This window comes from Aliiroseovarius sediminilitoris, assembly GCF_900109955.1.
In the GTDB taxonomy this organism is placed as follows: Bacteria; Pseudomonadota; Alphaproteobacteria; order Rhodobacterales; family Rhodobacteraceae; genus Aliiroseovarius; species Aliiroseovarius sediminilitoris.
Window position 1 is genome coordinate 2383180 of record NZ_FOJB01000001.1, and the last position, 19997, is coordinate 2403176.

Here is a 19997-nt window from a genome sequence, read left to right on the forward strand (position 1 = left end):
GCGGGTGCATGGCACGCGGCGCAGGCAGCGATTTCGGCGCGTTGTCGGTTTGCTATGTCATGTGCCCCGCAACGTCCCCATCGGATGACCGAGCTTGCCAAACAGGTGCGAGACATCCTCGATCTTCTATGCAATCAGGTGAACGACAATGCCTTCGCGTTGGAGTTGCGCGTGACGCGCATCTCGTTGGCAAATCGGCATCCTGGAACGCGGTGGCGGCAAACCAGACCGCGAGGGCCGCGACGACTGCATCAAACCGCTGCGTGAACTGGGCGGCGTCGAGGCGATCACCATTTGCCGATCTTCCGACGACACATACGCGGTCAGACTGGCCTTGGCGTTGTCAAAGGCAATGATGCGTTCGGGCGTGTTGGTCATAAAGGTATCCCGATCGTTGATTATTCGTGGCCGCGAAGGCCGTCACGCTTTCGCACAGGGGACGCACAGGGGAAGCGCACAGTGGGCAAAGACCATTCCCTTTTAGCCCAGCGCCACGCCCTTGCGCCCGGCCAGATCGACAAAATACTGCCACGCCACGCGGCCAGATCGTGCCCCGCGCGTTGCTTGCCATTCAATCGCTTCTGCCCGCAACGTGTCGTCGTCGATCGACACCCCATAGGCATCGCAATAGCCCCGGATCATGGTCAGATATTCATCCTGATCACAGGGATGGAAGCCCAGCCACAAGCCGAACCGGTCCGACAGTGACACCTTCTCTTCGACCGCCTCGGACGGGTTGATTGCCGAGGACCGCTCGTTCTCGATCATGTCGCGCGGCATCAGGTGGCGGCGGTTTGACGTGGCGTAAAACACCACGTTGTCGGGCCGCCCCTCGATCCCGCCATCCAGCACCGCTTTCAGGCTTTTGTAATGCTGGTCGTCATGGCTGAAGCTCAGATCGTCACAAAACAACAGGAACCGATGCGGCGCAATTCGCAGCAGACCCAGCAGGCGACTGATCGAGGGCAGGTCTTCGCGCTGCACCTCGACAATCTTCAACGCCTCGCCTCGGTTCAACACCTCGGCATGAACCGCTTTCACGAGCGAGGATTTCCCCATCCCCCGCGCGCCCCACAGAAGAGCATTGTTGGCGGGTAAACCACGGGCGAATTGCAGCGTATTCTCAAGCAGCGTATCGCGTGAACGATTGACCCCAATCAGAAGTTCAAGGGCAACGCGGTTGACATTGACCACAGGCTCCAGCCGGTCAGGAGACGTATGCCAGACAAACGCGTCAGCCGTCGAGAAATCGGGGACAGACAACGGCGCGGGCGACATTCGCTCCAACGCATTGGCAATGCGGGTCATGGCGTCCGCGTCATTCACTCGCCCTTCTCCACCTGACCCGGAACGTCTTCTTCATCAGCGTCAAACTCGGCCATCATCTCGTCTTCGCTGGCCTCGTCTTCGTCATCTTCGAACCACAGACCCTGCGCGCGCAAATCGGCTTCGCGCTTCTTTTCGACCCGTTTCACCAGTTGGATCGAAACTTCGTAAAGGCCATAGACGACGACAAACAGAATCACCTGCGTGATGACATCGGGGGGTGTCACCAGTGCGGCCAGCACAAGAATGCCAACAACCGCGTATTTGCGCATATCCGCCAGACCTTGCGAACTGACCAATCCCGCCTTGCCCATCAGAGTCAGTAAAACCGGAAGCTGAAAACACAGACCAAAGGCGACGATAAACTTGATCGTTAGACGCAGGTATTCCTGCACCGACCCCTGAAAGTCGATCGAGGCCGCCACATTGGTGTCGCCCACGGTCCCGGCTTGCTGGAAGCCCAGGAAAAAGTCAAAAGCCAAGGGCATGACCACATAAAATGCGAAGGAGGCACCGATAAGGAACATCGCAGGCGAGGCGATCATGAAAGGCAGAAAGGCGTTCTTTTCCGACTTGTACAGTCCCGGCGCCACGAACCGCCACAGCTGATAGCTGATGAACGGAAAAGACAACACCAACCCGCCAAACAACGAGATCGAGATTGCCACGAAGAAACCTTCTTGCAGCTTGATCAGGATCAGCCCGCATTCGTCCTGGCCGCGTTCGGCCATTGTCGTACAGAGCGGTTCGGTCAGGAAATTGAAGATCGGGTTCCACACGGTGAAGCTAATCACCATGGCGACGATGAAAGCCAACGCCGAGCGGATCAGGCGCGTGCGCAGCTCGGTCAGATGCTCGATCAGCGGGGCCGAGCTGTCTTCGATCTCGTCAGTATCGCTCATGCGTCAGATGTGTCCGTGGGTTTGCGCTTCGGGGCGGCCTTTGCTTTGGCTTTGGCTTTGGACGTCGCCGCCGATGTCTTGGCAGGTTTCTTTGCCGCAGGTTTCTTCGCAGCGGTTTTCTTTGCGGCGGGTTTCGACGCGGGTTTCTTGGCGGGGGCTTTTGCTACAGCCGGTTCGCCAACCGTCCGTTCCGAGGGGCGTTTCGACGGAGGTCGCTTGACCTTCAACATCTCGGCCTTGCGGGCCTCGTCAGCCGCTTTGCGATCCGCCGCCGATGTGGCGGTGGTGGTCTGGATTTTGCGTCCGGCAGCATCGCCGGCCTTGTCAGCCACCGATTTCTCGTCGCTGTCCTTTCCGTCCGCCTTCGCATCGGTCTTCTTTTGATCGCGAAGGGACTTGGCAGGATCCCACTTCTCGAACCCGTCTGCCGCCTTGTTCAGCGCATCCAGCCCCATCGCCTTTGGCGACGTGGCGGATTTGAAGGTCTCGGCAATGTCCTTGGCCCCGGCTTCGTCGGCGGCTTCATTCATCGCCTGACTGAATTCCCGGCCCATCTGGCGGGCACGCGCAGTGAAACGACCCAGCGTGCGGAACATGCCCGGCAGGTCCTTGGGACCAACCACAATCAGGGCCACAACCCCGATCACCAGAAGTTCGGAAAACCCGATATCAAACATGGGCAGCGCCCCCTAGCGGTCGGGCTTACGCCTTTTCCTTGTCTTTTTCTTCTTTCGGGGTGACATCCTTGGCGACATCAGCGGCCTGATCTTCGATCTCTTTCTTGCCGTCATCCACGCCCTTTTTGAACGCGGTGATGCCTTTGCCAACTTCTCCCATCAGCGAAGATATCTTGCCGCGGCCAAACAGAACCAGCACCACGATGGCGATCAGCAGAAGGCCCGGAAGGCCGATATTGTTGAGCATATTGTTCTCCCATTCGGAGGGGCGACCCGCCCGTCCACATCAATAACGCCTGCAACATTTATTGCTTCGCGGGCCAAGTTCAAAGCCCCAAAGCGCAAAACTGGCGGGAAAATGATGCGCGAAATGCGCGCAGGCGCGCTTTATCGCCCATCCGCGGCACTTCTGATCGCGCATTTCCAAGACTTGACGCCCGAGCGTTGCCGAAACGGCTATGGGCTGGGCGCGTCCGGTCCCGGCTTGTCGCTGTGTCGAAAGACAAAGCACCTGTCGCGCCGAATCGCAATCCAAAGTGGTGTGCCCGGTTGGGGCAGAAACACCGATGGGACTGAAGCAGTCAGGATGGAACCGTCGCCCTCCATGCGGAAATCCACCAGACTTTCCTTGCCGATGAACCGCGCACGATCCACAAGCGCGCGGGCCCAAACGCCGTGGTCATGGGTCGGGCTTGGCCCTTTGCCACCACGATCAAAGTCGATTTTCAGATGCTGTGGGCGGATCACGATGTCCACCTTGGCACCATCCGGCACGCCTGGGGCGAGAAACTGGCCAAATGCCGTATCGGTCAACGCGCCTTCGACCACTCCGGTAATCACATTCACATCCGAAAAAAACGCCGCCGCATTCAAATCCACCGGGGCGTTGTAAATGTTGTAGGGGGCACCGCTTTGAACGATTTGGCCGTCCCGCATCAATGCGATCTCGTCTGCCATGCGCATGGCTTCTTCCGGTTCGTGCGTCACCAGAAGCACCGCCGCGCCTTCCTCTTTCAGAATACCAAGCGTTTCGTCCCGGATGCCGTCTCGCAGTCGGTTGTCCAGCCCGGAAAACGGCTCGTCCATCAGCATGATCGACGGGCGCGGTGCCAAGGCGCGGGCCAGCGCCACCCGCTGTTGTTCGCCACCCGACAACTCATGCGGGAAGCTGTCTATGAACCGGGCCAGGCCGACTTTTTCAAGCAATTCGCGCACGCGCAGTCGTTTTTCCGTGCGCGAACCTTTCAACCCGAACGCCACGTTGTCTGCGACCGACAGATGTGGGAAAAGCGCAAAATCCTGAAACATAAGGCCAATCTGACGCTTCTCAGGGGGCACGAATACGCCCGCACCGGCGACCTGCTGGCCATCAATCCATACTTCGCCCGATGTCTGCTGATCCACACCTGCGATGATCCTGAGCGTTGTCGACTTCCCGCAGCCGGATGGGCCAAGCAGCCCTGTCACCTGCCCCGCCTGCAAAGACAGGGATACGCCACGCACAACGGGTCGCCCACCGAAATCTCGGCACAGATCGCGGATCTCCAGTCGCGCAGTGGTCAAATTGGCACCATCCATCGTCGCAAGGTCTTTCCTTTGCAGCTCCCGCAAGTGCGGGCTGATACCCGATGAATTCCATCAGGCTTTCAACCGGGCATATCAGCCCATTTTTTGCCCCGCAAGCCCAACGCGGTTTTGTCGCAGATACGACACAGCCCAAGGTCAGACCGTCGCTTTCGGCCTAGCCTTGGCAGGCAAAACCCCGATGCTGGTCAAAACCCCCGAGGTCCTGATGCGTTTTCTGATTTCCTTTGCGCCGCTACTTTTGTCGGTCATTCTGCTGCAACTGAGTTCGGGGGGCGTGGGGCCGCTGGATGCGCTGTCCGGGCTGAAGCTTGGCTTTACAAAGGCAGAGATCGGGATGCTCGGCTCGGCGCATTTTGTCGGTTTTTTCGTCGGCTGCTGGTGGGCACCGCGCCTGATGGGCAGCGTCGGCCACGCCCGCGCGTTTGCCGGGTTTACCGCGATGGGCGCCATTGGGCTGTTGGCGCACATGCTGTGGGTTGATCCCGTGCCTTGGGCGGTCATGCGCATCGCGACGGGGCTCAGCATCGCCGGTGCCTATACGGTGATCGAGGCGTGGATGAATGCGAGCATCACCAATGAAACCCGCGGCCGCGCGATGGGGGGCTATCGCGCGGTTGATCTGGGTGGATCGCTGGCCGCGCAGCTTCTGATCGGCGTGTTGGAGCCTGCGCATTACGTATCCTACAACGTGCTGGCGCTAACCTGTTGCGCCGCGATCCTGCCCTTGGCCCTGACACGCGCACCACAGCCCGAAACCCCCAGCACACCACGTCTGCGTCCAATCCTGGCGTGGACCTGCTCGCCCTTGGCCGTGGCGGGTGTGATCGTGGCGGGTATCACCTCGGCCGCCTTTCGGATGGTTGGCCCCGTTTACGGGCAAGAGGTCGGTCTGGCCACCGGACAACTGGCCTGGTTTCTGGCCAGTTTCGTCCTGGGCGGCGCATTGGCGCAGCTTCCCGTGGGCTGGCTTGCGGACCGATATGACCGGCGCTGGGTGCTGATCTGGTTGTCGGCGGCGGCCATCCTAAGCAGTGGGATAACGGTCATGGCCTCGGACATGGGACAAAGCGTGGCCTTTGTGACGGCAGGGCTGTTCGGCTTCACCACGTTCCCGATCTTCTCGATCTCGGCCGCCCATGCCAACGATTTTGCGACCAGCGAACAAAGGGTCGAGCTGTCGGCGGCGCTGATGTTTTTCTATGCAGTCGGCGCCATTGCCTCGCCCCTGGTGGCGTCTGGCCTGATCGAACGCTTCGGCCCCCCGGCCTTGTTTGCATTTATTGCCGTCGGGCATCTTGGCCTGATCGTGTTTGGTCTGGCCCGCAGCCGCCAACGCCCGACACGCGAGGTGCGGACGCCTTACACCTATACGCCGCGCACGTCGTTCTCGATGGGGCGGATGTTTGGCAAACTGCGCGACCGTAGCTAGTCAAACCGGATGGGTCGTCACGTGGGCCGAAGCTCTGGCATTGCTGAAAGGCTTGGCGTATACGGCCCGCAAACCAACAAGACGACCGCAGAACCGGAGCTCACATGAACCGCGTCCTTATCACCTCGGCGATTCCCTATATTAACGGGATCAAGCACCTCGGCAATCTGGTCGGCTCGCAATTGCCTGCTGACCTTTACGCCCGCTATAACCGTGGTCGGGGCCGCGAAGTCATGTTCATATGCGCCACCGACGAACACGGCACCCCCGCGGAACTGGCCGCCGCAAAGGCGGGCAAACCCGTGGCCGAGTTCTGCGCCGAAATGCACGCCGTTCAGTCCCGGATCGCCGACGGGTTCCGGCTTTCATTCGACAATTTCGGTCGATCTTCGTCCGAGCGGAACCGCAAGCTGACCCAGCATTTCGCTGGCAAGCTGGCAGAGAATGGCTTGATCGAGGAAGTGTCGGAAAAGCAGGTCTATTCCCACGCCGATGGCCGTTTCCTGCCGGATCGGTATATCGAGGGCACCTGCCCCAACTGCGGCTATGACGGCGCGCGTGGCGACCAGTGCGAGAACTGCACCAAACAGCTCGACCCCACCGACCTGATCGAGCCGCGTTCGGCCATTTCCGGGTCGACCGACCTTGAGGTGCGCGAGACCAAGCACCTGTATCTGCGTCAGTCGAAGCTGAAAGATAGGCTGGACGCGTGGATCGACACCAAGACGGATTGGCCTGTTTTGACCACCTCGATCGCCAAGAAATGGCTGCATGACGGCGACGGGCTGCAAGACCGGGGCATCACCCGCGATCTGGACTGGGGCGTGCCGGTGAAAAGGGGCGACGAAGATTGGCCCGGCATGGAAGGCAAGGTGTTCTATGTCTGGTTTGACGCGCCGATCGAATACATCGCCGCCACCGCCGAACTGGCCGACAAGCTGGGCGCAGGCGATGATTTCTGGCAGCGCTGGTGGCGCACCGACAAGGGTGCGGATGACGTGCGTTACGTGCAGTTCATGGGCAAGGACAACGTGCCCTTCCACACATTGAGCTTCCCTGCCACGATCATGGGGTCGGGCGAGCCGTGGAAGCTGGTCGATTATATCAAGTCATTCAACTATCTGAACTATGATGGCGGGCAATTCTCGACCTCCAAGGGACGCGGCGTGTTCATGGATCAGGCGCTGTCGATCTTGCCCGCGGATTACTGGCGTTGGTGGCTCTTGAGCCACGCGCCCGAAAACTCGGACAGTGAATTCACGTGGGAAAACTTCCAGACCAGCGTCAACAAGGATCTGGCCGATGTGCTGGGCAACTTCGTCAGCCGTGTGACCAAGTTCTGTCGCTCGAAGTTTTCGGAAGCCGTGCCGGAAGGTGGCACCTATGGTGATCTGGAAAACGCGTTGATAGCAGACCTGACCGCCAAGACCCGGGCTTATGAAGGCCACATGGAAGCCATCGACGTGCGCAAGGCCGCGCAGGAGCTTCGGGGTATCTGGGTTGCAGGCAACGAATATCTGCAAACTGCCGCGCCCTGGACGACTTTCAAGACCGACCCGGACCAAGCCGCCGCACAGATCCGTCTGGCCCTTAACCTGATCCGGTTCTATGCGGTGCTGTCAGCGCCCTTCATTCCCGATGCCGCGAAAACGATGCTCGAGGCGATGAACTCGGAAGACGACAGCTGGCCCGACGACGTGCCCGCAGCCCTTGGCACACTGCCCGCCGGGCACAGTTTCACGGTACCCGAGAACGTATTCGCCAAGATCACGGACGAGGATCGGGAAAACTGGCAGGACCGGTTCGCAGGCACCCGCGACTGATCGTGCCAACACCCGGCCATGGCAGTCCCGAAAACCACGGTGCCGACATACCTGATGTGGCGGGTGCATGACGGGTTCGCACCACATCTGGATTTTCGCTTTATTTTCCACCCAAACGGGCTATCTTTAACAAAACATAACAATAACCGGATATCCGCACCGGCAAGATGGGCATCAAGGGCACCAAGACAGTGACGATCGCGAAGGGTAAGCCACGGCCAATACGGCTTTCACTTAGTGACAAACGATCCGTTCGCACGCAATTCGGCGCGCTTCCTTATCGTCTGAGAGACGGCAAGGTCGAGGTGCTGCTGATCACAACGCGCGGTTCAGGCCGCTGGATCATTCCGAAAGGCTGGCCGATGGACGGCGAAACGCCCGCCGGATCCGCCGCCAAGGAAGCATTCGAAGAAGCCGGTGTGGAAGGCAAGTTGAGCCATGATGTGCTGGGGTTCTATTCCTATTCGAAATCGCATGACGGCGGACGGTTGCCCTGTGTCGTTGCGGTCTTTCCCTTGAAGGTCAAAAAACAGCACAAATCCTTTCCGGAACAAGGCCAAAGGCGGCGCAAATGGGTGTCGCAGAAGAAAGCCGCGCAACTGGTTTGGGAACCTGAACTGCGCCGTATTCTCCGCGGTTTCGACCCGTCGGGTGCCAAACAAACCCAATAAAACCAGTCGGATCATCTGCCGCGGCTTGCACAGGCCCTGGCGGATCGCCATATATAATCGGCCAGGTAACTTCGGAAGACAAGATGATCCGCTACGCCTTGAAATGCGACCAGAACCACATGTTCGAAAGCTGGTTCCAGAACGCCGCAGCCTATGACGGGTTGCGCGCGGCGGGGCATGTTACCTGCCCGGAGTGCGGATCGGCCAAAGTGGAAAAAAGCCTGATGGCCCCCAAAGTGCGCCCGGCTCGTTCTGTGGCGACCGCGCCGGTTGCCGCCAATCCCGCGACGCCAACCACACTTGCCGCACCCAGTTCCGAAATCGAGGCCGAGATCGCCCGCCTGCGCGCCAGGGTTGAGGCCGAAAGCGAGTATGTTGGCGGATCGTTTGCCCGCGAAGCACGCGCCATGCATTTGGGCGACGCGCCTGAACGTTCGATCTATGGCGAGGCGAAACTGGCCGACGCCAGGGAATTGTTGGAGGATGGCGTGCCAGTGATGCCCTTGCCCTTCACCCCGACACGCAAATCGAACTGAGCCGCACGCACCCTGCCGCACCACGCGCAGTCTTGCGCTTTCCGCCTCCGCGCCCTAAACACGCGCGAACACGGGAAAACGGACGGGATTTGAGGCCAAGATGCCTATTCTGGTGATGAAATTCGGCGGCACCTCGGTCGCTACGCTGGACCGGATCCACCGGGCCTCGAAACGGGTCGCGCGCGAAGTGGCCAATGGCTATGACGTGATCGTCATCGTGTCGGCCATGTCCGGGCGCACGAACGAGCTTGTCGGCTGGGTCGAAGAAACCTCGCCACTGTTTGACGCCCGCGAATATGACGCCGTTGTCAGTTCGGGCGAGAATGTGACCGCCGGTCTGATGGCGCTGCGCTTGCAGGAAATGGATGTGCCCGCCCGCAGCTGGCAAGGTTGGCAAGTGCCGGTCAAAACCTCTGGTGTGCATTCGGCGGCACGAATACAGGACATCCCCAACGACAACATCATGGCGAAGTTTGGCGAAGGCATGCGCGTGGCCGTCGTGGCCGGGTTTCAGGGCATTGCCGATGATGGCCGGATCACCACACTGGGGCGCGGCGGATCGGACACCACCGCCGTGGCCTTCGCCGCCGCCTTTGGGGCCGAACGCTGCGACATTTATACCGACGTGGACGGGGTTTACACCACCGACCCACGCATTTCAGACAAGGCGCGCAAGCTGGACCGCATCGCATTTGAAGAAATGCTGGAGCTTGCCTCGCTGGGCGCAAAAGTTCTGCAAACCCGCTCGGTCGAACTGGCAATGCGCTATAAGGTAAAACTGCGGGTGCTCTCGAGCTTCGAGGAATATGACCCGGAAGCAGGCACGCTGGTCTGCGACGAGGAGGATATCGTGGAAAGTAAAGTTGTTGCAGGCGTCGCCTATCAACGCGACGAAGCGAAAATGACGCTGATCTCGGTGGCGGACCGCCCCGGCATCGCGTCGGCCATTTTCACCCCGCTGGCAGAAGCCGGCGTGAATGTCGACATGATCGTTCAGAACATCTCGGAGGAAGGTCGCACGGATATGACCTTCTCATGCCCCGTCGATCAGGTGGCGCGCGCCGAAAAGGCGATGACGGATGCCAAAGCGCGCGGTGATATCAATTTCCACGACATCGTGGCCGACAAGGATGTAGCCAAGGTCTCGGTCGTCGGCATCGGGATGCGCAGCCACACGGGGATCGCCGCCAAGATGTTCGACGTGCTGTCGAAAGAGGGCATCAACATCAAGGTCATCACCACCTCCGAGATCAAGATCTCGGTGTTGATCGACCGCAAATACATGGAGTTGGCCGTGCAGGCGCTGCACGACGCGTTCGAGCTGGAAAAAGCTTGATCCGGCTCAGGGCCACCTGCGCAACCATCATGGTAAGAACACTTTCAGACACGGCCCGCCACACTTGGCGGGCCATCCTTTTTCGGTGCCGCCGGCTCGCGCGATCCAATCCCCGCACAGACACAAATTGCCGATCCCATTGGCAAATTGCTGAAATGACGGGCAATTGCGCGATATGTCGCCGCCTGCCAGAACCTGGCGCAAAAGAACGCAAGTAGTTTCTGGAAAACATGGCGTGCTACCATTACGGTAGGGGTCGCCCAAGTGGTTCGCGTTTCCGCCCGAATTCGGTTGGATCAATGACGCCCACAGGAACAGGGAACGGTAAGAATGGCAGAAAGCCAGCAAAGTGACAGTCGCAAACTTCTGGTCAAACTGCGCGAAACCCTCGCCTCGGCGTCGCAGGGGCAGGAGCGACTGGACAGAATCACGTCTCTGATTGCCGAGAGCTTGGGCGTCGAAGTGTGTTCAATCTATTTGTTTCGCGACAGCGAAACATTGGAGCTTTGTGCGACAGAGGGCTTGAAAGCCGAAGCGGTTCACCAAACCCGGCTGCGAGTCGGCGAGGGTCTTGTGGGGCGGGTGGCCCGTCGCGGACGCCCGATCAATACAAAAAACGCCCCATCCGAACGCGGGTTCCGCTATATGCCTGAGACCGGAGAAGAAATTTACTCCAGCTTCCTTGGTGTGCCGATCCAGCGTCTGGGTGAAAACCTTGGCGTCCTGGTCATCCAGTCCAAGGATGAACGCGAATATTCGGCGGACGAGCTTTACGGGCTGGAAGTCGTCGCCATGGTGCTGGCCGAAATGACCGAGCTGGGCGCGTTTGTAGGCGAAGGCGAGGCAATGGGAGCCCTGCACCAGCGCGCTACCACTTTCACGGGTGGCGTCGGACAAGAAGGCGCTGCCGAAGGCCATGTCTGGCTGCATGACCCACGCGTCGTCGTGACCAACCCGGTCGCCGATGACCCAGACGCGGAAAAAGAACGTCTGCACGACGGGATCGAGCAATTGCGGGTGTCGGTGGACGAGCTTCTGGCCAACACGCTGACCAAGGACAAAGACCAGATGCAGGTCCTTGAAGCCTATCGGATGTTTGCCAACTCGAAGGGCTGGCAACGCCGGATGGAAGAAGACATTGATCGTGGCCTGTCCGCCGAGGCTGCGGTTGAGAAAGAACAATCCGCCGCCCGTGCCCGAATGAGCCAGGTGCCCGACGCCTATCTGCGTGAACGCCTGCATGATCTGGACGATCTGTCCAACCGGTTGTTGCGGATCCTGACCGGCCAAGGCAAGGAAACCGGCGCGGAAATGCCCGAAAACCCGATCCTGATCGCCACCAATATCGGCCCCGGCGAATTGCTGGAATATGGGCGTGGTCTGCGCGGGATCGTGCTTGAGGAAGGCTCGATTGCCAGCCACGCCGCCATTGTTGCACGCGCGCTGGCTATTCCGTTGATCGTTCAGGCGGGTCGTATATCGACCGAGGCGCTGAACGGCGATCACATCCTTGTGGATGGTGAAAACGGGATCGTCCACCTGCGCCCGGAGGAAACCGTGGTCAATGCGTTTCGCGACAAGATGGCGATGGAAGCCGCGCAGCAGGAACGCTATCGCAGTCTGCGCGACAAACCGGCGATGGGTCTGTGTGGCACCGAAGTGCAATTGCACATGAACGCGGGGCTGATGGCCGATCTTCCGTCGCTTGAAAACTCGGGCGCGGCCGGGGTGGGTCTGTTCCGCACCGAGCTTCAGTTTCTGACCGTTGACCGCGTTCCGCGGCGCGGCGATCTGGCCGCCACCTATGCCCGCGTTCTGGACGCCGCCAAGGGCAAGAGGGTGGTGTTTCGCACGCTGGATATCGGGTCGGACAAGGTGCTGCCTTATATGAACCCGCTGGACGAACCCAACCCCGCACTTGGCTGGCGCGCGATCCGGGTCGGGCTGGACAAGCCCGGCGTCATGCGGATGCAATTGCAGGCGCTGATCCGGGCTGCGGCGGGGCGCAAACTCAGTGTCATGTTTCCCTTCATCGCCCAAACCGATGAATTTCGCGATGCCCGTGAAATGGTGTTGGCCGAGATCGAACGTGAGCGCGCGCTGGGTCATATTCTGCCAGAAAAGACCGAGATCGGGGCGATGCTGGAAACTCCATCCATGGTATTTGCCCCACAGCAGTTCTTTGAAATGGCGGATTTCATCTCGATCGGCGGGAACGATCTGAAGCAGTTCTTCTTCGCAGCTGATCGCGAGAACGAGCGTGTGCGCCGCCGCTATGACACGCTGAACGTTTCATTTCTGAACCTGATCGAAGAAATCGTGACTCGATGCGAGGCGGCCCGCACGCCCCTGAGCTTTTGTGGCGAAGATGCGGGCCGCCCCATCGAAGCGATCTGCTTCGCGGCGTTGGGGGTTCGGCATTTGTCCATGCGCCCTGCGTCAATCGGACCGGTCAAACATCTGATACGGCGCACAAATATCCTTGAACTTCGCGATGTCATCGACGAAGCCCGCCTGTCCGGTGCGCAATCTGTCCGCCCGGCGGTGCTTAAGCGACTGACCCGAAAAAAACCGGCGCAATCCTCGGTCGCTGTCTAGAGGTTGATGAAAATTTTCAGCAGTTATCACTTTGTTCACCAGTTTGGAACAAAACTGGAACAGAACAAGGAGAATCCTCATGCCGATCAGTTTTATCATCACCGGAATTTTCACTGGAACCGCCGCCGCAGCGCTCGCAATCAGCTTTGATATAGGGGCAATCTGGGCGTTCTTGTCATACGCTCTGTCTGGTGCCCTTGCGGTGCTGGGCGCGGCGGTCATCACGTCGGTTCGGCGTAATACATGGCCGCGCAAAATCTGGCATGACAGGCTGAACCGGATGGCCAGTCAATCCGATGGCACCCATCAGGTGGATCTGTTTGCCGCGGTCAAGCGGGATCGACAGGTGCGGATGTAACCCGCGTGACTGATCCAGTGATGCCGTCCCAACTGCCGTCCTGAAGACGATAGGCCAACACGCGATCCGGGTTGGTCGGGGGCGGCATCACCACATTTTCAAGCTTTGAGAATCCAAACCGCGAGTAATACGGCGCATCGCCAACCAACATCACCCGATCCATCCCCAGATCCCGCGCCACCAGAAGGCTTTCACGGATCAGATGCCCGCCCAAGCCTTCGCCCTGACGGGTGGGGTGAACCGCGACGGGACCAAGAAGCAAAGCGTCGTGTGACCCGTTATCGCCGACAATCGAAACGGGCCAAAATCGGATGGCTCCCGCCAATATGCCCGCATCATCGCGCGCGACCAAAGACAGGTGCGCCACAGGTTCAACCCCATCGCGCAAACGATAGGATGACAAGGCTTCGCGTCCTGGCGCAAAGCACAGATCGTAAAGCGCCTCGACCTCCCACCAGTCTTTTTCGGTTTCTGCTGTCAGGTGGTACACCCGCTGCCCCTCGCCTTCTGTCGTTCTTTGCTGCTATCACGGCAACACGCAGAAAAGGAAGGGAGAAGCGGGTGTTCTATGAGCCGAAAGACGGGCACGGGCTGCCCCATAATCCGTTCAACGCGTTAATTGTGCCGCGCCCTATCGCGTGGATATCCACGCGCGGGGTGGATGGGGTTGAGAACCTTGCACCCTATTCCTTTTTCAACGGCGTCGCCTATGACCCGCCCCAGGTGATGTTCGCTTCGACCTCGGGCAAGGGCGACCGCGATCTTGGCAAGGACACGTTGGACAATATCAACACAACCGGTGTGTTTTGCATTCACATGGTCGGCGAAGATCAGACGGACGCGATGAACACCACATCAGGCAGCTATGCGCGCGATGTGGACGAGATTGCATTGGCAGAACTGGAGCGGGTCGAATGCACAACGATCCCCGCCTCGCGCCTACCCGCAGCCCCCGCTGCCCTGGAATGCCGGTTGACCCAGATCACCCGCCTGCCGGGCGATGAGAACCTTGTGTGCTTCGGTGAGGTCACGGGCATTCATCTGCGCGATGACTGCATGGTGGACGGGATGTTTGACATCACGCGGGCCCGCCCCCTGGCGCGGCTGGGCTATCGTGACTACACTGTTGTTACGGACAAATTCACCCTGAACCGTCCGGGTGAATAGACGCAAGCTCACCCGCCTGCTAAACTGATGCCACAACCATGGGGGGTGGCATGAACAATTCGGCCTGATGTCTTCATTTCCGCTTTCAAGGAGGTCACATGCCGTTTTCCATGCCGGACGCCACGCGCGTCTACCCCGTTACACTGCCCGATGGGTCGATCCATGCAGGCACGGTTTTCCTGTCCAATGTCATAGATCAGCCCAATATTGACATAGGCGCGTTCAGCTATGCCTCGGATTTCGATCCGCCGCCGCCCGATGGCTGGGCGACGCGTTTGGCTCCCTATCATTTCCCGAAGTCCGAGGGGCGGTTGAGCATCGGCAAGTTCTGCCAAATCGCCCATGGGGTGCGCTTCATCACCGCCACCGCAAACCATGCCTTTGCCGGGCTGACCAGCTTTCCCTTTGGCATCTTCGCGCTGGACCAGGAACTCATGGCGCAACCAGACAGCCGCGACACAATGATCGGTCACGATGTCTGGTTGGGCTATGGCGCGATTGTCTGCCCCGCCGTCACCATCGGCAATGGTGCCATCATCGGCGCAGGCGCCGTGGTGCGCGCGGATGTTCCGGATTACGCCATTGTCACGGGCAACCCGGCGCACGTGGTCAAGATGCGCCTGTCACCCGATGATATCACGCGGATGAACCGTCTGGCATGGTGGGACTGGCCGGTTGAGCATATCGCCCGCGCGCGCGCGGCGCTGGAGGCGGGCGATGTGGATGGGTTGGAGGCGCTGGCACCTGACGCCTAGTGACTGCCGAGAATACCCGTGCGCACCGAATAATCGGCGGCCACCTCATAGTCGGGGTCATCATCACTGTCGACGATCAGGTGGCCCGCTTTTGTCAGCAACTTGTGACAATCCCGGCTCAGATGGCGCAGTTGAATTTTCTTACCCTCGGCCTCATATTTCAGGGCCACCGCCTCGATCGCTTGCAGAGCGGATTGGTCGACCACGCGCGAGCGGGCGAACTCGATCACCACAAGATCGGGGTCGTTCTTGACGTCAAACAGCTCAATAAATCCGTCGGACGATCCGAAGAACAGGGGGCCTTCCACGTCATAGACCTTGGCGCCGTCTTCTTCGCGCGTCACCGCGTGAATGCGCGCCGCCGCGTTCCACGCATATGCCAGCGCCGAGACGATCACACCGACGACCACAGCGACCGCAAGATCTTCATAAACCGTCACTGCGGTCACCAGCAGGATGACGAACGCGTCGGTCTTGGGCACGCGGCGCAGGATGGTCAGCGAATTCCACGCAAATGTGCCGATCACAACCATGAACATGACGCCAACAAGTGCGGCCAGCGGGATCATCTCGATCCACGAGGACGCCGCAACGATGAACAGCAGCAGGAAAATCGCCGCCGCGATCCCCGCGATCCGGGTGCGCCCGCCAGATTTCACATTGATCATCGACTGCCCGATCATGGCACAACCGCCCATGCCGCCAAAAAAGCCGGTGACGACATTCGCCGTTCCCTGCGCAATACATTCCTGCGAAGCGCCACCACGATGACCAGTCATCTCGCCCACAAGGTTCAGGGTCAGAAGGCTTTCGATCAGACCGATTGCGGCGAGGATCACCGCGTAGGGCAGGATGATCCAAAGCGTCTCAAGCGTGAAGGGGGCCAGCATCGCCGGGGGATAGATCCCCTCGCCCGTGCCAAAAGGGTTGTGAAAGCTGGGCAAACCACCCTTGATTGACGCCAAATCGCCCACGGTGGGCACATTGATCCCAAAGGCGATCACGATGCCCGCGACGATCCCGATCCCCGCCAGAGGAGCGGGAATGACCTTGGTGAGTTTCGGCATACCCCAAATGATCAGCATGGTCAGGCCGACCAGGCCCAACATGCTGTAAAGCCGCAGGCCCGTCAGCCATTGCTCCGGGTTGTCCGGGTTCTTGAACTGCGTCAGCTGCGCCAGGAAAATCACGATCGCCAATCCGTTCACGAAACCCAGCATCACCGGGTGTGGCACCAGCCGGATGAACTTTCCCCAGTGCATGACACCGGCAAAGACCTGCAAGATCCCCATCAGGACGACCGTGGCAAAAAGGTATTCCACCCCGTGCTTGGCCACCAGCGCGACCATCACCACCGCCAGCGCGCCCGTCGCCCCCGAAATCATGCCGGGCCGCCCCCCGATCACCGCGGTGATCAGCCCAACAAGAAACGCCGCATAAAGCCCGACGAGCGGGTGAACGCCAGCCACGAAGGCAAAGGCCACGGCTTCCGGCACAAGGGCCAAAGCCACGGTCAGGCCTGACAAGACCTCGATTTTGATGCGGTTGGGCGTCAGCTCTTCGGATTGCGACAGGCGCAGGTCGGGGCGTTCAATACGGGCGGCATAACGTGCCAAAAGGGCTCGGGGCATCGGGTTACCTCGTTTGGGGAAATCTGTTCGCGATGTGCGCTGACTACAGGCATTCGGTAGCGTAAACAATGCCCCATGCAGGATACTGCCTTGCATTTGCCGCATGGCAACAGGAGCATCGGCACGATAATCTGGCCACAAAAGCGCAAGGAGACAGGCATGGACATGCATATCGGGATCATCGGCGGCTCGGGTATTTACGAGATTGACGGGCTGGACGGTGCGCGTTGGCACCGTGTGGACAGCCCTTGGGGCACGCCATCCGATCAGGTTCTGACAGGACGACTGGGCGGGATGAAAATGTCCTTCCTGCCGCGGCACGGGCGCGGACATGTGCATGCGCCGTCGGACGTGCCCTATCGTGCCAATATCGACGCGCTGAAACGGCTGGGCGTCACGGATGTGATCAGCGTGTCGGCCTGTGGGTCGTTCCGTGAAAACATGGCGCCGGGCGATTTTGTCATTGTCGATCAATTCATTGACCGGACGTTCGCGCGCGCTAAAAGCTTTTTCGGATCGGGTTGTGTGGCGCATGTGGGCTTTGCCCATCCAACCTGCGCGCGCCTGTCCACAGCCTGTGCCAAAGCGGCGCGGGCGGCGGGTGTCACCGTGCATGAGGGCGGCACCTATCTGGCGATGGAAGGCCCGCAGTTTTCGACCCTTGCTGAAAGCCGTCTCTATCGTGACCAATGGGGCGCGGATGTGATCGGCATGACCAACATGCCCGAGGCCAAACTCGCCCGCGAGGCAGAAATTTGCTATGCCTCGGTCGCGATGGTCACGGATTACGACTGTTGGCATCCAGACCATGATGAGGTCGACGTGGCGCAGGTGATCGCCACCCTGACCGGCAATGGCGACAAGGCGAAGCGCATGGTGGCGGGGCTGCCCGATCTGCTGGGGGTCAACCGTGAATCCTGCCCGCACGGATGCGACCGGGCGCTGGACATGGCGATCATGACGGCCCCCGACAAACGCGATCCCGCGTTATTGGCGAAGTTGAACGCCGTTGCGAGGCGGGTACTGTGACCACGGGCCTCTTGCGTCAGTGCCGGGATTGCGCCAAACCGATGCCGATCAATTTGCGAAAGGCGTTCCCATGAACAAGGGCAAGACCGTCAAGGACTACATCCGCACCATCGTTGACTTCCCGCATGAAGGCATCCTGTTTCGCGATGTGACCACCCTGTTTGCCGACCCGCGCGGGTTTCGCATGGCGATAGACCAGATGCTGCACCCCTATGCGGGCGAGGAAATCGACAAGGTGATCGGGCTAGAGGCGCGCGGCTTTATTCTGGGCGGCGCGATTGCGCATCAACTGACCCTTGGTTTCGTGCCGATCCGCAAGAAGGGCAAGTTGCCAGGTGCCACGCTGTCTCAATCTTACACGCTGGAATACGGTGAAGCGGTTGTGGAAATCCATGATGACGCGATCCAGCCCGGCGAGAAGGTCCTGTTGGTCGATGATCTGCTGGCGACCGGAGGCACGGCTGAAGCGGGCATCAAATTGATCGAGCGGTTAGGCGGCGAGATTGTGGGATGTGCCTTCATTGTCGATCTGCCCGAATTGGGCGGTCGCAAGCTGCTTGAGGAAATGGGCATGGATGTCCATGTTCTGTGCGAATTCGAAGGGGCGTGAACCTCTTGTTAACGTCGATGCGCTAATCCTATCATTGCCTGACAGGAGTTCAGGCGCTGCTTGCTGGCATGACATATCGTGCAACGCCCCGCCCCACCCTGGCGGGGCGTTTTCTTTTGCGGGTTGAAGCTTGTCTTTTGAAACTAATTGGCCGGAAAGATCACACCGGGGTTCATGATCCCTGAAGGATCAAGCGCATCCTTGATCCTGCGCATCGCGGCCAGCCGCGCGGGATCGCCATAGCGTTGCAATTCGTTTGGCTTCAAACGGCCAATGCCGTGCTCGGCGCTGAACGACCCGTCAAACTGCTGCACCAGACCATAGACAACATCGCGGACCTGCTTCCGCCAGGCGGTGAAATCTGACGCCGCCTGACCGTCGGGCGGAAACACGTTGTAATGCAGATTGCCGTCGCCCAGATGCCCGAAAGCGTTGACCCGAAACGGACCAAGGCACGCAATGGCGGCATCAGCCTTGTCCAAAAAATCAGCGATGGCAGACAGGGGCAATGAAATATCGTGCGAGCTGATTGCTCCTATGGTCTTGTTGGCCAGCGGTATCTCTTCGCGCAGTTTCCACAAGGCGGCGCGCTGACCGTCGCTTTGCGCGATCACCCCGTCGTCGCTCAGCCCCGCGCGTTCGGCCCCGGTAAACAATTGGGCCAGCTCCTCCTCGGGATCTTGGGTTGGACCCAGACCAAGATCAATCAACACCGACCAGTCCGGCCGTGTGATAAAGGGTTGTCGACCGCCCAAGCCAGAGGCTTGCAAGAAATCCAACCCAGTGCCCTTGATCAACTCGAACGCGCTGATCCCCTGCCCCAGCCGGGCCTGCGCAAGCGCCAACAACTCCAACGCCGCAGCCGGATCACTCACTTTCAGAAGTGCGGTGCCGTTGCGAGCCGGTTTTGGAAAAAGCCGCAGGCTGGCGGCGGTGATGACGCCCAATGTCCCCTCGGCGCCGCAAAGCAGCGCCCGCAGATCAAACCCGGTATTGTCCTTGCGCAACCGTTTCAGCCCGTGATGGATTGACCCGTCGGGCAACACCGCCTCGATCCCAAGGCACAGATCGCGGGCCGAACCATAACGCAGCACATTCACCCCCCCTGCATTGGTAGACAGACATCCGCCAATCCGGCACGACCCCTCTGATGCCAGCGACAGGGGGAAAAGCCGTTCCTCGGACGCGGCGGCGGCCTGAACATCGGCCAATATCGCCCCAGCCTCGGCCACCAACACATTCTCGGACGGATGCACGGCGCGGATGCGCGTCATCCTCTCAAGGCTCAGGATCACAGGCGTTGCATCCGGCATGACCTGCCCGCCGACCAGACCTGTGCCGCCGCCGAAGGGCACCACCGGCACGCGGGCCGCTGCGCACTCTCTTATGATCAGAGACACGTGATCGGTTGAGGATGGTGCCAGCACCAATCCACCCCCGCCGTGAAACAAACCGCGCGGCTCTTGTTGATAGGTTGGGTCTAGGGGACGAAACACCTTATCGGGCAACAGGGCACGCAGCCGGGTTTCAAATGCACCGTCCACTGACTTCAGATCGCCCAT

At 59.9% G+C, this 19997-nt stretch carries 20 protein-coding genes; 11 read left to right on the forward strand and 9 right to left on the reverse strand.

The features are described 5' to 3' along the window. Positions 1–126 precede the first annotated feature (126 nt). The 6 genes from BMY55_RS11795 to BMY55_RS11820 form a co-directional block, all read right to left on the reverse strand. Entirely contained in the window at positions 127–378 is a 252-nt protein-coding gene (locus BMY55_RS11795) for a hypothetical protein (RefSeq protein WP_091430866.1), read from the reverse strand. A 102-nt stretch (positions 379–480) separates the two neighbouring features. Continuing rightward, complete coding sequence (locus tag BMY55_RS11800) at positions 481–1308, reverse strand: ATP-binding protein (protein ID WP_091432461.1); 828 nt, start codon at positions 1306–1308, stop codon at positions 481–483. A 14-nt stretch (positions 1309–1322) separates the two neighbouring features. After that, complete coding sequence (tatC, locus tag BMY55_RS11805; protein ID WP_091430867.1) at positions 1323–2228, reverse strand: twin-arginine translocase subunit TatC; 906 nt, start codon at positions 2226–2228, stop codon at positions 1323–1325. Further along, complete coding sequence (gene tatB / locus BMY55_RS11810) at positions 2225–2905, reverse strand: Sec-independent protein translocase protein TatB (protein ID WP_091430869.1); 681 nt, start codon at positions 2903–2905, stop codon at positions 2225–2227. Before tatB ends, tatC begins: the two co-directional genes overlap by 4 nt. A 25-nt stretch (positions 2906–2930) precedes the next feature. Continuing rightward, complete coding sequence (locus BMY55_RS11815) at positions 2931–3152, reverse strand: twin-arginine translocase TatA/TatE family subunit (protein ID WP_091430870.1); 222 nt, start codon at positions 3150–3152, stop codon at positions 2931–2933. A 209-nt stretch (positions 3153–3361) separates the two neighbouring features. Next, positions 3362–4483: an ABC transporter ATP-binding protein gene (locus tag BMY55_RS11820; protein ID WP_177179337.1), complete on the reverse strand. Its 1122-nt coding sequence runs from the start codon at positions 4481–4483 to the stop codon at positions 3362–3364. Between the two features lie 214 nt (positions 4484–4697). On the opposite strand from BMY55_RS11820, the gene BMY55_RS11825 reads away from it, so the two are divergent. From BMY55_RS11825 to BMY55_RS11855, 7 genes are all read left to right on the forward strand, one after another. Further along, a complete protein-coding gene (locus BMY55_RS11825) occupies positions 4698–5921 on the forward strand; it encodes an MFS transporter (RefSeq protein ID WP_091432468.1) in 1224 nt (407 codons plus the stop codon). 104 nt (positions 5922–6025) lie between these two features. Then, positions 6026–7744, forward strand: a complete 1719-nt coding sequence (metG, locus tag BMY55_RS11830; RefSeq protein WP_091430872.1) for a methionine--tRNA ligase — start codon at positions 6026–6028, stop codon at positions 7742–7744. Between the two features lie 167 nt (positions 7745–7911). Then, positions 7912–8415: an NUDIX hydrolase gene (locus tag BMY55_RS11835; RefSeq protein ID WP_091430874.1), complete on the forward strand. Its 504-nt coding sequence runs from the start codon at positions 7912–7914 to the stop codon at positions 8413–8415. 83 nt (positions 8416–8498) lie between these two features. Continuing rightward, entirely contained in the window at positions 8499–8951 is a 453-nt protein-coding gene (locus BMY55_RS11840) for a DUF1178 family protein (protein WP_091430877.1), read from the forward strand. Between the two features lie 100 nt (positions 8952–9051). Continuing rightward, positions 9052–10287, forward strand: coding sequence for an aspartate kinase (locus BMY55_RS11845; RefSeq protein ID WP_091430879.1), 1236 nt, complete (start codon positions 9052–9054; stop codon positions 10285–10287). A 330-nt stretch (positions 10288–10617) separates the two neighbouring features. Further along, the gene (ptsP, locus tag BMY55_RS11850) at positions 10618–12885 is read left to right on the forward strand and encodes a phosphoenolpyruvate--protein phosphotransferase (RefSeq protein WP_091430881.1); all 2268 of its coding nucleotides are present in this window, start codon (positions 10618–10620) and stop codon (positions 12883–12885) included. A 79-nt stretch (positions 12886–12964) separates the two neighbouring features. Further along, complete coding sequence (locus tag BMY55_RS11855) at positions 12965–13243, forward strand: hypothetical protein (RefSeq protein WP_091430882.1); 279 nt, start codon at positions 12965–12967, stop codon at positions 13241–13243. On the opposite strand, the gene BMY55_RS11860 is transcribed toward BMY55_RS11855, so the two are convergent. Beyond that, the gene (locus BMY55_RS11860) at positions 13215–13733 is read right to left on the reverse strand and encodes a GNAT family N-acetyltransferase (protein ID WP_091430884.1); all 519 of its coding nucleotides are present in this window, start codon (positions 13731–13733) and stop codon (positions 13215–13217) included. The genes BMY55_RS11855 and BMY55_RS11860 overlap by 29 nt on opposite strands. Positions 13734–13804: 71 nt before the next feature. On the opposite strand from BMY55_RS11860, the gene BMY55_RS11865 reads away from it, so the two are divergent. Further along, a complete protein-coding gene (locus BMY55_RS11865) occupies positions 13805–14410 on the forward strand; it encodes a flavin reductase family protein (RefSeq protein WP_091430885.1) in 606 nt (201 codons plus the stop codon). Positions 14411–14508: 98 nt separating this feature from the next. Beyond that, a complete protein-coding gene (locus BMY55_RS11870; protein WP_091430887.1) occupies positions 14509–15165 on the forward strand; it encodes a CatB-related O-acetyltransferase in 657 nt (218 codons plus the stop codon). Here the strand turns inward: BMY55_RS11870 and BMY55_RS11875 are convergent. Next, positions 15162–16796 (reverse strand): SulP family inorganic anion transporter, encoded by a 1635-nt coding sequence (locus tag BMY55_RS11875; RefSeq protein WP_091430889.1) that lies wholly within the window; start codon positions 16794–16796, stop codon positions 15162–15164. The two genes, BMY55_RS11870 and BMY55_RS11875, sit on opposite strands and share 4 nt — an antisense overlap. Before the next feature lie 159 nt (positions 16797–16955). Here BMY55_RS11875 and BMY55_RS11880 point away from each other — a divergent pair, with 159 nt between their 5' ends. After that, positions 16956–17825 (forward strand): S-methyl-5'-thioadenosine phosphorylase, encoded by an 870-nt coding sequence (locus tag BMY55_RS11880; RefSeq protein WP_091432472.1) that lies wholly within the window; start codon positions 16956–16958, stop codon positions 17823–17825. A gap of 70 nt (positions 17826–17895) precedes the next feature. After that, on the forward strand, positions 17896–18435 hold the full coding sequence (locus BMY55_RS11885) for an adenine phosphoribosyltransferase (RefSeq protein ID WP_091432475.1): 540 nt from the start codon (positions 17896–17898) through the stop codon (positions 18433–18435). A 143-nt stretch (positions 18436–18578) separates the two neighbouring features. On the opposite strand, the gene BMY55_RS11890 is transcribed toward BMY55_RS11885, so the two are convergent. Next, positions 18579–19997: an FAD-binding oxidoreductase gene (locus tag BMY55_RS11890; RefSeq protein ID WP_091432478.1), complete on the reverse strand. Its 1419-nt coding sequence runs from the start codon at positions 19995–19997 to the stop codon at positions 18579–18581.